General features: G+C 62.3%; 14 protein-coding genes. 2 read left to right on the forward strand and 12 right to left on the reverse strand.

Translation table 11 applies throughout. From position 1 onward, the window contains the following. Positions 1-1242 (forward strand): GAF domain-containing sensor histidine kinase (locus VFZ66_02795; protein ID HEX6288085.1); only part of this gene is annotated, 1242 nt, incomplete at its 5' end. A gap of 182 nt (positions 1243-1424) precedes the next feature. Continuing rightward, entirely contained in the window at positions 1425-2426 is a 1002-nt protein-coding gene (locus VFZ66_02800; GenBank protein HEX6288086.1) for a metal ABC transporter substrate-binding protein, read from the forward strand. A gap of 72 nt (positions 2427-2498) precedes the next feature. Here VFZ66_02800 and lipA read toward each other — a convergent pair whose 3' ends face one another. The 12 genes from lipA to rsgA all read right to left on the reverse strand — a co-directional run bounded on the left by lipA (position 2499) and on the right by rsgA (position 13625). Next, positions 2499-3395, reverse strand: coding sequence for a lipoyl synthase (gene lipA / locus VFZ66_02805; protein ID HEX6288087.1), 897 nt, complete (start codon positions 3393-3395; stop codon positions 2499-2501). A gap of 25 nt (positions 3396-3420) precedes the next feature. Next, positions 3421-4185 carry a lipoyl(octanoyl) transferase LipB gene (lipB, locus tag VFZ66_02810; GenBank protein ID HEX6288088.1) on the reverse strand — a complete coding sequence of 255 codons (765 nt, stop codon included), beginning with the start codon at positions 4183-4185 and terminating at the stop codon, positions 3421-3423. Positions 4186-4230: 45 nt separating this feature from the next. Continuing rightward, the gene (locus VFZ66_02815; GenBank protein ID HEX6288089.1) at positions 4231-5037 is read right to left on the reverse strand and encodes a GNAT family N-acetyltransferase; all 807 of its coding nucleotides are present in this window, start codon (positions 5035-5037) and stop codon (positions 4231-4233) included. 115 nt (positions 5038-5152) lie between these two features. Beyond that, positions 5153-7084: a hypothetical protein gene (locus VFZ66_02820; GenBank protein HEX6288090.1), complete on the reverse strand. Its 1932-nt coding sequence runs from the start codon at positions 7082-7084 to the stop codon at positions 5153-5155. 263 nt (positions 7085-7347) lie between these two features. Then, positions 7348-7812, reverse strand: coding sequence for a hypothetical protein (locus tag VFZ66_02825; GenBank protein ID HEX6288091.1), 465 nt, complete (start codon positions 7810-7812; stop codon positions 7348-7350). A gap of 178 nt (positions 7813-7990) precedes the next feature. Further along, complete coding sequence (locus tag VFZ66_02830; GenBank protein ID HEX6288092.1) at positions 7991-8845, reverse strand: ABC transporter permease; 855 nt, start codon at positions 8843-8845, stop codon at positions 7991-7993. Between the two features lie 71 nt (positions 8846-8916). Beyond that, a complete protein-coding gene (locus VFZ66_02835; protein ID HEX6288093.1) occupies positions 8917-9450 on the reverse strand; it encodes a GNAT family protein in 534 nt (177 codons plus the stop codon). A gap of 2 nt (positions 9451-9452) precedes the next feature. Further along, complete coding sequence (locus tag VFZ66_02840; GenBank protein ID HEX6288094.1) at positions 9453-10001, reverse strand: GNAT family protein; 549 nt, start codon at positions 9999-10001, stop codon at positions 9453-9455. Then, on the reverse strand, positions 9982-10587 hold the full coding sequence (locus VFZ66_02845) for a GNAT family protein (protein ID HEX6288095.1): 606 nt from the start codon (positions 10585-10587) through the stop codon (positions 9982-9984). Before VFZ66_02845 ends, VFZ66_02840 begins: the two co-directional genes overlap by 20 nt. 109 nt (positions 10588-10696) lie before the next feature. After that, positions 10697-11656 (reverse strand): GNAT family N-acetyltransferase, encoded by a 960-nt coding sequence (locus VFZ66_02850; GenBank protein HEX6288096.1) that lies wholly within the window; start codon positions 11654-11656, stop codon positions 10697-10699. Between the two features lie 33 nt (positions 11657-11689). Beyond that, entirely contained in the window at positions 11690-12670 is a 981-nt protein-coding gene (locus VFZ66_02855; protein HEX6288097.1) for a GNAT family N-acetyltransferase, read from the reverse strand. 28 nt (positions 12671-12698) lie between these two features. Beyond that, the gene (rsgA, locus tag VFZ66_02860; GenBank protein HEX6288098.1) at positions 12699-13625 is read right to left on the reverse strand and encodes a ribosome small subunit-dependent GTPase A; all 927 of its coding nucleotides are present in this window, start codon (positions 13623-13625) and stop codon (positions 12699-12701) included. Positions 13626-13639 lie beyond the last annotated feature (14 nt).

Raw genomic sequence — 13639 nt, forward strand, 5'->3', positions numbered from 1 at the left:
AAGCTGGTGCAGATCGTCACCGATGCGGCTACCGAGCTGATCGACGCGCAATTTGGAGCGTTTTTTTATAATGTCGTCGATCAGGTCGGCGAGCGCTATACACTCTATACCCTTTCGGGCGCGCCCTACGAGGCGTTTGCCACATTTCCCATGCCCCGCAACACGCCGATCTTCGGCCCGACCTTTCGCGGCGAGCGCGTGATTCGGCTGGACAACGTGCGCGAAGATCCGCGCTACGGCAGCAATCGGCCCTATGCGGGCATGCCGCCCGGACACTTGCCGGTGACAAGCTATCTGGCCGTTCCCGTCGTCTCCCGCTCCGGCGAAATTATCGGCGGGCTGTTCTTTGGTCATTCCGAGCCGGGAGTCTTTACCGCGCGCGCCGAGCGGCTCGTGGTGGGGCTGGCCGCCCAGGCAGCGATAGCTATGGACAATGCGCGGCTCTACCAGGAGGCACGGCTGGCGATCAGCACGCGGGATGAGTTTCTATCGCTGGCTGCTCACGAGCTTAAAACACCCATCACCTCGATCATGGGCTATACCCAGGTGCTCCAGCGCCGCATCAAGCGCGATGGTGGTGCCGGTGGGCGCGACGACCGCGCATTGCAGATCCTATTTGAGCAGGCGACGCGCCTCAATCAACTGATCGGCTCCATGTTCGATCTGTCGCGGATTCAGACGGGCCAGCTTACGCTTGATCAACAGAGCGTCGATCTGGGAGTGCTCGTCCAGCGGATTGTCGGCGAGATACAATCGACGCTGGAGCATCACACGCTGAAGCTGAGGCGGAACACCAAGCGGATGCTGCTGGTTCACGGCGATCCGCTGCGGCTAGAGCAAGTGGTGCAGAATCTACTCCACAACGCGATCAAGTATAGCCCGCATGGCGGCCCGATCGATGTGCAGTTGAGTGTCAGCGATGGCCTGGAATCACAAATTCCGGCGATGCTCTGCCTGACGGTTGCCGATCAGGGCATTGGCATTCCCAGCGATGCCCTGCCGCTGATCTTTCGACGCTTCTACCGCGCCGCTAATGTCAAGCCGAATCATATCGGCGGTGTTGGCGTGGGGCTGTATGTCGCTCACAAGATCGTCACGCTGCACGGCGGCACGATCACCGTCGATAGCACCGAGGGAGTCGGTAGCACGTTCCGCGTTTGCCTGCCGCTCGCTCCAGACGTACACGCCGTGGACGCTCCCGCGCACGATCGCCCTCCTGATGAACACCCCACCACAAGATAATTGACCAGGCACCTGCTTCGGTGCAGGCGCTTGGTCGTCTCATGGTGCAGCCACAGGCGCCGCGCCTCATCACGCCTATAGGCCGCTCCCTGATACGATCCATCAATGCCCTGCTTGACGAAACCAGCCGATACACGTATAGTACTCAAGCTATTGATACAGCATATCATTTGGAGAAGACCATGCTTTCGATAATTGGCTGGAGACGCTGGCTCGCGCTCGTGCTCTGCTGCGGCCTCCTGGCCGCGTGCGGCAGCCCCAATACATCTCTCAGCGGCGCGGAGGGTCTGCCTGCGCGGTCTACCGGCGTCGCCGCCGCGACTGGCAGCAGCGCCGTCAATGTGATCGCCACCACCAGCATCATCGCCGATCTGGTCAAGAACGTCGGCGGCGAGCGCGTCAACGTGCATGTGCTGCTGCCGCCCGGCACCGATCCGCACACCTACGCGCCCACGCCAAGCGACGTGCAGGCGATTGCTGAGGCGCAGATCGTGTTCGAGAATGGGCTAGGCCTCGAAGCCTGGCTCGAAGAGCTAACGCGCAATGCCGGTGGATCGCGTCCGATCGTCGCGGCGACGCAGGGCATCACGCCGCTCGCCAGCGGAGACGAGCACGCCGACGAGGGCAAGCACGCCGACGAGGACGAGCACGCGGAGGGCGATCCGCATATGTGGTTCGATGTGCAAAACACGATGCGCTACGTCGAAAATATCCGCGACGGTCTTAAGCAGGTCGATCCGGCCAGCGGGAGCGCGTACGACGCCAACGCCGCCGCGTACATCGAGCAGCTCAGGCAACTGGATGCCGAGATCGTCGCGCAGGTCGCGGGGGTTCCCGCCGAGCGCCGCAAGCTGATCACCAACCACGATACCTTTGGCTACTTCGCCAAGCGCTACGGCTTCGAGGTCGTCGGCAACGTCTTTGAGGGCGTTTCTACGGAGCAGGAGCCTTCGGCGCAGCAGATCGCGCAACTGGTCCGCCTGATCGAGGAGCAGCGCGTACCGGCGGTCTTTACCGAGAACACGGTTAACCCGCGCCTGGCCGAACAGGTTGCCAGCGAGGCGGGCGTCAAGGTTGTCACCACGCTTTACACGGATGCGCTCGGTCCTGCGGGTAGCGAGGGCGATACCTACATCAAGATGATGCGCTTCGACGTACGGCAGATCGTCGAGGCGCTGAAGTAAGCGGGACAAGCAAAGAACAGAGAACATGCGGTTGCTGTTCTCTGTTCTTTGCTCCGGTATGCTTTGTACTCGCTACGCCGCAACCTCATTCTGCACATGCTCATGCGCATGGTACGACGAGCGCACCAGCGGCCCGGACTCGACGTGCTTGAAGCCGCGCTTGAGGCCCTCCTGCTTCAAGAAGGCAAACTCGTCAGGCGTGTAGTAGCGATCCAGCGGCCAGTAATCGCTGGCGGGCGGTAGATACTGCCCGATCGTCAGCACGTCCACATCCACGCTGCGCACATCGTCCATCACCTGCAACACCTCGTCGATCGTCTCGCCCGCGCCGACCATCAGGCCGCTCTTGGTGCGCAGATTGGCATCGAAGCGCCGCGCCCGATGCAGCAGAATCAGCGATTGCTCGTAGGTCGCCTTGGGGCGGAAGCGCGGGAAAATCCGCTTGACGGTTTCGATGTTATGGTTGAGCACATCGGGCCGCGCCTCAAGCACCATCCGAAGCGCCTGCGCATCGCCCATGAAGTCGGGGATCAGCACCTCGACGTTACAGCCGGGGATGTACTCGCGGATCAGCCGGATCGACTCGGCGAAGATATGCGCGCCGCCGTCAGGCAGATCGTCGCGGTTGACCGAGGTGAGCACCGCGTGGCGCAGCTTGAGATGCTGCACGGCCCGCGCCACGCGCTCCGGCTCGTCCTCGTCGAGCGCCTGCGGCTTGCCCTTGCCGATCGCGCAGTAGCGGCAGCCGCGCGTACATGTATCGCCCAGCAGCAAAAACGTCGCGGTGCGAAAGTTCCAGCACTCGCCGATATTGGGACAATGCGCCTCCTCACAGACTGTGTGCAGGCCGAGGTCGCGCATCAACTGGTACACGTCTTCGTAGTTCTCACCGGCGGGCATCTTCGCCTTGAGCCACGGCGGGCGCTGCAGACGCGCCTTGGGCTTGTCGAGCAGTTGTATATCAGCCATTCTATCCTCGTTCCGAGTTTCGAGTTCAAAGTTCAAAGTTCAAAGTTCCAAGTTTGGAGTTCTCTTCCCGACCCCTGACCCTCGCCCCCTGATATCTTGTTCCTTTGTTCTTTTGTTCTCTTGTTCTTCCGTCCCCCGCGATCATCTCCACATCAAAGACCTGTCCAAACGCGGCGACGGTACGCTCCACCACCTCATCCAGCGCCACGTGCCGCCCCACCAGCGCGCCGATCGAGCCGACGCCCTTGTTGCGAATCCCACACGGCACGATCTTGGCGAAGTAGCCGAGATCGGTCGTGACGTTCAGCGCGAACCCATGCTGCGTGATGCCATGCACATCGACTTTCGTACCAATCGCCGCCAGCTTCTCGTCGCCCACCCAGACGCCAGTGAGATGGCGCACACGCGCCGCAGCCAGGCCATAGCCCGCGCACACGGCGATCAGCACCGCCTCAAGCGCGCGCATGTAGCTGACGGCATCGAGGTGATGCTCCGCCAGCCGCAGGATCGGATAGCCGACGAGCTGGCCGGGACCATGATACGTCACATCGCCGCCTCGATCCACATCCAGCACCGCAACGCCCGCAGCTTCCAGCTCAGCCCGTGGTACCAGCAGATGCTCGTGCGCGCGTCTGCCGCGACTACCGAAGGTGTAGGTGTGCGGATGCTCCAGCAGCAGCAGCGTATCGTCGATCCGATCCGCCGCGCGCTGCGCTGCCAGCTCCTTTTGCAGCGCCCACGCCTCGGTATATCCGATCTGGCCTAGCCAATGCACCTGACAACGTTTCATCACGACTACATTATACGTCTATTCGGCGCGTCCGCTGGTGCAACATCAAGCCACGGTCGGCGCGCGCTGCTGCAACGTGAGCATACATTCGTCGTACACCGCGACGCGCTCGAAGCCGAGCCGCTCGTAGCAGGCCAGCGCGCTGGCGTTATCCGCCTTCACGTTCAGCCCAACATGATCGACCGTCTCCAGCAGCGCGTGGCACAGCTTGGCGCAGACCCGCGTGCCGAGGCCCTGCCCGCGTAGCTCCGGATGCGTGGTAACGTTGCCGAGCGCCGCGACGCGGTAGTGCCGCGAGTATACATGCACGCCCGCCACGCTGACCAGCCGGTCGCCGCGCCGAATGCCGTAGTAGTGGCCGGTTTCCAGCATACGCGGGTCGAACCAGTTGCCGGGATAGCTCGCCTGGTAGAGCGCGGTCAGATCATCGAGATCCGCCGCCGATAGCAGCGCCGCCTCCGATATGTCGATGCCGCTCAGGTGTGTGGGCCGTGTCAGCGCCATCTTGTAGTGCAGCCCGTGCTGCTGCACGTGGTAATCTTCGGCAAAGACCGGAATCACGTCGGGGCTGAGATGCGCGTACACCTGTCGCGGAAGCAGCGGCAGGATCGACCGCAGCAGCATCGGCATCAGCGCTACCGGCTCCTCGTTAAACGCTAGCAGCGTGGGCACGGACGTGCCGGAGTAGAGCAGCACAACATGCTGGATCTGCTCGTTCTGCCTCAGGCCGTACCACGTGGTGTGCTGCCAGAAGAAATCGTCAAGATCGCCGAGCGCGTAGAGATGGACAAATGGATTGCGGCGTAAGACCGCCTCGATCTCGTCTTTGACGTGTAAGCAGACCGCCTGCACCGCTGCTCCTTTCCTTGGTCGCGTCTGGCCTATCGTACCACCAAACCGCGCAGCATACGGCAGGGCATGCGCCCGCTCCGGCACATGCCCTCGATAGGATTATGTCAACCTCTATCTACCCGCCGACATGAACCGCCGGACGCCGCTCAGGATCAGGCTCGGCCCGGCGCAGGATCTCATGCGTCACCGGCGCGATGTCGCCCTCGCCGAAGAGGATAAAGCGCAGCAGATACTTGACCGGATTGCCCTCCGTCCAGCCAAAGTAGACGTGCGGAGTGCGGTCGGTTCGATCGCGGAGATGCAGCAGAAACGAAGCGATGGCGTTGGGCACCGCCGAGCTTTCGGCGCGCAGAATGCGGTAGCCGCCAACCTCTACGCCTTTGACTTCGAGCACATCCTCGAACTCCGAGGCGTCGCAGACCGTCACCTCCAGAAACAGAATCGGCTCGTTCGGCGGCAGGTGCGTATCCTCGCGCACTTCCTTCTCCTTGAGGTAATACTCCTGCACATCGCCCGCATCCAGCTGATTGGCGATCAGCCGAATCTCGCGCCTGCCAACCTCATTGAGAAAGCGCTCGGCCACCGGATCGATCTCGACCCGCTCGGTCCGTAGCTCGGTCGAGCGCCAGACCCGCGAGATCAGCGAGGTGACAATGATCGCGCCGATGAAGAAGGCGGCGATCTTGATGCCATCGGGCCGCTCGACGACGTTCACCAGGGTTGTGTAGATAAAGATCAGCGTAATCAGGCCGAACGCCAGCGTCAGCCATCGCTGACGCTCACGCCACGCAGACAGCGTTACCGCGACCGCCGCCGAGCCCATCAGGGTCAGCACGCCGGTGGCATACGCGCCGCCCTGCGCGTCCACATCTGCCCGAAAGAGGTAGGTGACGACGAAGCAGACCGCCGTGAAGATGAACACCAGCGGACGAGTAGCGCGCGCCCACTCCGGCGCCATGCCATAGCGCGGCAGATAGCGCGGCACAATATTCAGCAGACCGGCCATTGCCGAGGCACCGGCAAACCACAGGATCGCAATCGTGCTGAGGTCGTAGAGCGTGCCAAAGATGTCGCCCAGGTAATGATGGGCCAGATACGCCAGCGCGCGACCGTTGGCCTCGCCGCCTTCCAGAAATTCGGCGGGCGGTATCAGCAGCGTGGTGATAAAGCTGCTCGAAATCAGCATCACGCTCATAATCAGCGCCGCTCCCATCAGCAGCTTGCGCGTATTGTGGATGCGCCCTACAGGCCGCTCGTCGGTGTCGCCGGGATAGCCTCGCACCAGCGGCATCACGACCACACCCGTCTCGAAGCCGGAGAGCCCAAGCGCGAGCTTTGGAAACAGGATCAGGGCCGTGCCGATCATCACAAAAATATTGCCGTGAGTCGTGAACAGCGCACGCTGCCAGTTCGTCAGCACCTCCGGGTGTTGTACAATCTGGTACAGTCCAACGCCGACGACGACCAGGCTCAGCGCGATGTAGGCGGCTACCACGCCAACCGCGATTCCGATCGCCTCCTTGAAACCTTTAAGGAAGACCGCGCCGAGCAATGCGATCAGCACGATCGTCACGGCGACCGGATGATCGAGCCAGCGAGGAACCAGCGGATTTTCAATAATATGCGCGGTCGCGTCGGCGGCGGAGAGGGTGATCGTGATAATGAAGCTGGTGGTAACGAAGCCGATCAAACACAGAACAAACAGCTTGCCCTGCCACCATGAGAGCAGGCGCTCAAGCATCGAGATCGAGCCGTCGCCGTGCGGGCTTTCGGCTGCGACGCGATTATACATTGGCAGCGCGCCGAAGAGCGTCAGCAGCACCAGCACAATCGTTGCCAGCGGCGAGAGCGCACCCGCCGCCAGCGCGGCGATGCCGGGCTGATAGCCAAGCGTGGAGAAGTAATCCACGCCCGTGAGACACATCACCTGCCACCAGGGATGCGTATGGTGCTCGCGCTCCTTCTCATACGGCCCTTCCATCTCCTTGGGCTGGTCTCCGAGCAGCCAGCGTGTCAAGCGATTGTTGGAACTGATCGGTCGCGCCATGTACCTGTGCTCCTTTATCATTGTTCGCCGCATGTGAGCCTGCGATGCTGAACGTAACGCGGTGATGTCGTCGTCAAGCACCACGTTCTAGCCGTCCTCACTACGAGGCGGCTGGCGGTATAGTTGCATACGACATGCCAGCAGTTCAGCGATCAGGATACCCCGATCGCTGCGCAATACAACTGCCGCCAGCCCCTCCAGCATATATCGCTGAATTGGGACCGGCGGCAATCATACACCAAGTTCGCTATATCACAGAGCAGCTAGCCCATCAGCGGGATCATGTCCTTATCGCCGAAGACCGTGTGCGGGATCTGTGCTGGCGGCGTGAACGGCGCAACCCGCGCGCCGACTGGCGCGGGCTTCGTCTCGGCCCAGTCGAGATACTCGTCGGTCAGCGAGCCGTTGAAGTAGACATGCACCACCTGATTCTGCGTGATCCGGTTGACGGCATCCCAGACCTCGTTGTCGTCGGGCGAGTGGACCACGAGCATGCCGCGCTCAGGAACGTACTCGTCTTCGCCCGGCGGGATCACAAACGCCAGCCACTCGTTCGGGTAGCGCTGCTCGACCGCCGCGATCTCTTCGATCTTGCCTTTCTCGTCCATTCCCGTGTACGGGCAGCCACAGTCGCAATCGACGCCGCACTGGCCGACGCTACACGCGCTGCCGCCGCACGCCTTATTGCCGCCATGCGCGGCGCTGGTCAGTTGTATCATCACAGGCATAGCTGTCGCCTTTCGTATCTTTGATCACTCAACTATACCGCAGCGCACCACGTTTCTCAAGCATCGATCGGCTCGGATCAACAACACAGCCCACGGCGCAAACCGTGAGCTGGTGTTGTTACTCCTTGTTCTGGGTGTGCCCAAAGGGTACCCGGTTCTTGGGTCTTCTTTCCCCGCGCTACCCGTTGCGCTTCAGCCGCCCGGTGCGCTTGGCGAAGCGCTCAGCGGTGATAAAGACCCACAGGCCGGACGGCACCGCGATCAGACCGATGATCAGCAGCGGCAGCACATACGCCTGCGCCAGGCTCAGGACGCTGGCATTTGCCAGCAGCGCCTCGCGCATCCCGGCCAGCACATAGTACGCGGGTGAGAGCAGGCTGATCGTCTGCATCCAGCCCGGCAAGACCGCGATTGGAAAGTACACGCCCGACACCAGCAGGATCAGCGCTTTAATCACGTTGGTCATCTGCGCGCCGCGCTCAGGAAAGAGCAGCGGCAGCACCGCCGCGAAGATGCCCATGCCCACAAACGAGAGGCTGCCGACGATCAGCAGCACCATCGCGCCGACAAAGTTGGCCTGCGCCAGGCTGACATCAAAGAAGAACGAGACTACGGCCAGAATGACCGCCGTGTGCAGCACGCCGTACAGGATCGCGAAGAGCGTCGCGCCCAGCAGATGCGTCAGCCGCGAGATCGGAGCCATGAAGGTGTACTCGATCGTGCCTTCCCAGCGCTCCCAGGTGATCGTTTCGCTGATCGCGTCGAAGACCACCGCCAGATAGTTCCAGACCAGCGTTCCAACCAGCAGGTACAGGATGAACGCATCGACCTTCGCCGACGTGAACTCGACGCCGGTAATTTCGGGCGATGCCTTGGCGATGAACGTGATCGACAGCGCGTTGACGATCGAGTAGAGCAGGAAGACAACCTCCCAGCCCCAGTAGCGCTTCACAAGGTTGATGTTGCGCTCGACAAACGCATACGATGCCTTCGTCTCGCGGAATAGCGAGCGTCCAAGTCCAGCTACAGTCATACAGATCTCCAAGGGGCTCAGGCAGAGCCCTGCGTGATACGTTCTCGATTGAGCGGGCACAACCGCGCGATCTAGCGGTTGCGCCGCGCCTCCCACTCCGAGCGCAGCATGCCCATGAGCACTACGTCGTAGTAGGAGCCGTTAAAATAGGCCTGCTCGCGCAGACGGCCTTCTTCGACAAAGCCTACCGCGCGGTAGCAGCGGATCGCCCGCTCGTTGACCGACCACGTTTCGAGCCAGATGCGGCGGAAGTTTTGCACCAGAAAGGCCCAGCGCAGCAGCACGTCGATCGCGTCGCGTCCGTAGCCTTTGCCGAGGTAGTCGCGCTCGTAGATCGCAATGCCGAACGCCGACGCGCCGATCCGTCGATCGCGATGATGCAGCCCCACTGAGCCGATCACCTTGCCGTCGACCTCGATCACGAACCAGCTTCGATCTTCGTTCTCGACATGTTTATCAAAGTCCTTCTCGATCGTCGCCAGCGGGATCGGCTGCCAGTTGCCGTCGGCCAGCAGCACCAGATCGAGATCGCGCTCCAGCGCGTGCAAGGTTTTAAGATCGTCACGCTCGACAGCGCGCAAGAGTACTTTTTCGCCTCGTAACATGTTCAGCTCCCTGAATGGCGCTCCAGCCATTCGCGGCGCAGCACGCCCATCTGGACGGTATCGATATGTTTGCCCGCAACCCAGATGGCCTCGCGCATGCGTCCTTCCTCGACAAAGCCCGCCGCCCGGTAGCAGCGCAGCGCGCGCTCGTTCGTCGCCCACGTCTCCAGCGAGATCCGATGGTAGTTTTCGATCACAAACGCCCAGCGCAGCAGCGTGCGGAGCGCGTCGCGTCCGTAGCCTCGTCCAAGCTGCTCGCCGTGCAGCACGATCCCAAGCCAGGCGTGCTGCGAGCGCCGGTCGATGTGCTTGAGCGAGATCGAGCCGATACAGCGTCCATCGTGATCGACCGCAAAATGAACTTCGCTGTCCGGCGAGGCGTTCTGGATGAAGTGCCAGCGCTGACGCGCCGCCTCAGCCGTATAAGGCACCCACGTACCCCTTCCCAACAGCGCTACCTCGACGTTGTAGGCCATCATTCGATACCAGGCGTCGAAGTCCTCCTCGCGGAAAGGCCGCAGGATGATATGCTCACCCTTCAGCATTGCCATGTTCTCCTAGCAACCTGACCATCCCGCTCATCCGCGATAGGTCAAGCTCATCGCGCGTCACATCCATCAGCACCCTGTCGTAGCGCTCGCCGCCGATACAATAGCTCTTGCGCCAGCGGCCCACCTCGCGAAAGCCAGCCCTGCGATACGCCCGATGCCCGCGCTCGTTGAATGCGACAAACCACAGACAGATGCTGGATAGATTTTTGAAAAAGCAGCCGTACTCCGCCATCAGCCGTACCGCCTCGGAGCCGTAGCCGCAGCCCCACGCCGTCTTATCGCCGATCAGAATGCCTAGCTCGGCGCTACCGTGCGCGTGGTCGATATGCATCAGCGACACCGAGCCGATGATCCGCTGCGTCTCGCGCACGACGATGCCAAACACCACCTGATCGGTCTGCCTGGCAAGGTTGTCGTACCACTCCTGCTCCTGCTCGATCCGAAAGAAGGTGCCAACCATGCCCAGGTAGGCCGTCGTCTCCAGGTCGTTGAACCATGCCGTCATCAGCGGCACGTCCTCTTTGAGCAGGGTAGTTAAGAAAATGCGTGTTCCAGGCACAATCTCAGGCCGAGTCGTGGGTGTCATAGCTGGCTCCTTCATCGCGCCCGGTACGCTTGGGGCGTTCCACAGCGGCTTGCAGATTTATAGACTCCGTCGCAGCGTATGGCATACGCCGCATGAGCACCGCACTGCGCTAGATCGCTTTGTCAAAGGCGATCGATGTGCGGTACTCGCGGAAGCCAGCCGATTCGTAGAGTCGGGTTGCGCCCGTGGGACTATCCGCATCCACGCCAAGCAGCGCCGTATCCAGACCATCCGCCGCGAGTCGCCGCAGGCCAGCCAGCAGCATCGCGCGGCCCAATCCAAGCTTGCGATACCCCCGGCGCGTGCCCAGCAGCGAGATCAAGCCTTCGTGGCGGCTTGTGCGCTTGTTCTGCTCAGGGTTGATCAGGCACTTGCAGAACGCCGCAAAGGTGCCATCCGCCGCCACCGCGATCAGGTCATCCTCAGCGCGGTAGTGCGACTCGGTCAGCCAGTGCATGCGCTGCTCGACCGTCAGATCGTGATGGTTCCAGTGGTCGATGAACGACAGGTTGAACATGTCCACCCACGCGGGCACTTCGTGCGGCCCGGCCAGGTGCCGCAGCGTAAAGCCCGCCGGAAACTCCGGCTCCGGCAGCGGCTCGGAGAGCGGGCGCGTCATATCCAGAAAATAGCGTACCGGCCTGAATCCATGCTGCTCCAGCATCGCGATCCGATCGACATTGGTCGAGATCGAGCCGGTCCGCAGCACGACCGTGACGCCGCGCTGCCGCCCAACCTCACGCAGCCGCGCGCTCGCCCAGGTGAATATCTCCGTCTCGACGCCGCAGCCGCGCGCGGCAGGATGCACCCTGAACCACACGTAGCCCGTCAGATCATCGCCGAGCAGCGGAATACCGATCTGCGCATATCCAATCAGCGCCCCATCGGCATCTGCCCACAGACTAACGTCGCGGACCAGATCGAGCGTCGGGTCGCTTAGCTCCTCGCGCTTCTCGGCGATCGACGTGCCGAAATCCATCTTATCGACCGCCTCACAGGCGTTGATCAGATCGACGATGTGCGGCAGATCATCCTCGCCCACGTAGGGGCGCATCGTTAGTGTCGCCACAGTCAGCTCCAGGTTATGCACAAATTGATCGTGTTAGGCGGCGTCGAGCTTCAGATCCCTGGTAAACTTGGCCCAGGTCTGCACGCGATCGAAGCCCGCCGCCTCATACAGCCGGGTTGCCCCGGTCAGGCTTTGCGCGTCCACGCCGAGCCTGACGGTTTTCATGCCGCACGCCTGCAAGCGGTGCAGGCCACTCAGCAAGATCCCACGGCCAAGCCCGATTCGGCGAAAGCCGCGCCGCGTGCCGAGCAGGTGAACCCAGCCGAGGCCTTGCCCGGTGCGCTCGTTCTCGGTCGGGTCGAACCCGGCCCAGCAGAACGCCGCGAAGGTGCCGTCCGCCGCCACCGCGATCAGATTGAGTTCGGGGTGATAGTCGGGATCGCTAAACCACGTCTGCCAGCGCTCAAGCGTCAGCGGATGGTGATTCCAGTGGTCGATGAACGACAGATTGAACATCTCCACCCAGGCCGCGCCATCCTCCGCGCTAACCTCGCGGAGCGTAAATCCAGCGGGAAGCTGCGCCTCCGGCAGCTCATCGAGCGGACGAGCCATCACCAGGGTGTAGCGCTCGATGCTCAGGCCGTGGCGCTCCATCAGCGCCAACTCCTCGTGCTGCGTATCGCGCACCGCGCAGCCCAGCCTGGCCGGTAGCCCGCGCTCGCGGCTGAGATCGCGGAGTCGCTCCTCGGCCCAGGCGATGATCTGCGACTCAAGGCCGCGCTGCCGGTGTTCGGGATGGACCTGATATACCAGGCGGCTCTGGATCTCGTCGGCTGAGTTGGGCGTCCAGATCTGCCCAAAGCCGATCAGCGCGCCGTCGGCATCTTCCCACAGGCGTACGTTGCGCTCGGTGTCGAGCCAGGGATCGGCGAACTCCACGCGCAGTTGATTGACAGAGGTACCCTCGCCCACCTGATCGACCGCCTCGCAGGTATTCCACAGCTCGACGATCGCGGGAAAATCGGCCTCGCCAGCAAACGGACGCGCCGACAGTTGGACATCTATCATCGTCATAGGTCATCCTCTATTGGCTATCGATCGTTTAGCGCGCCACTGCCACCGTAGCCAGCTCCTCACGCAGGCGGACATAGCTGTCGTAGCGCATCTCGTCAATCGCGCCTTGATTCATCGCCTCACGAACCGCACAGTCTGGCTCGTGGAGATGGCTGCACGGCTGGAAGTAGCACTCCTCGATGTACGGACGAAACTCGCGAAAGCCCCAGTCCAGCTCGCTCGGCGGCACCTGCCACAGGCCCAGCTCACGAATCCCAGGCGTGTCCGCCACATAGCCGCCGCCGACCAGCGGGATCAGCTCAGGCGCGACGGTGGTATGCCGTCCTTTGTTGAGGTTCGCGCCCGCGCTGCTGACCGCGCCCGTGCGCAGCGCCAGGCCGGGCTGGACCGCGTTGAGCAGGCTGGACTTGCCCACGCCCGACGGCCCGCTGAGCGCCGAGATTTTGCCAGTCAGCCGCGCCCGTAGCTCGTCCACACCCACTCCCTGCCGTGCGCTGGTAAACAGAACCGTGTAGCCAATCGCCTGGTACGGCGCGAACAAGGCCGCTACGTCGTCGCGGGAGCGCAGATCGCATTTATTGGCGACGATCACTACGTCGAGATCGTTCAGCTCGGCGTTGATCACGTATCGGTCGAGCATCCGCAGATGTGGCTCTGGCTGAGCGACAGCAAAGACCGCCACGAGTTGATCGAGATTGGCGACAAGAACGTCTTCCTTCCAGATGCCTTTCGGCCCCGCCGCGCGCCGCGCCAGCTTCGACTGACGGGGCAGCACCTCTTCGATCGCGCCTTCGCCGGGCATCGTCGGCGTGACGCGCACCGCATCGCCAAGCGTCGCAATATCGCTGGCAACCCGGCTCTTCTTCAGTCGTCCGCGCAGCGTGCAGCGCAGCGTCGTCTCATCCGTCGCCACCCAGAAAAACCCACTTTGGGCCTTCACTACCGTTCCTATCATGCGGTTCTCCTGAA

Source organism: Herpetosiphonaceae bacterium (assembly GCA_036374795.1).
In the GTDB taxonomy this organism is placed as follows: domain Bacteria; phylum Chloroflexota; class Chloroflexia; order Chloroflexales; family Kallotenuaceae; genus LB3-1.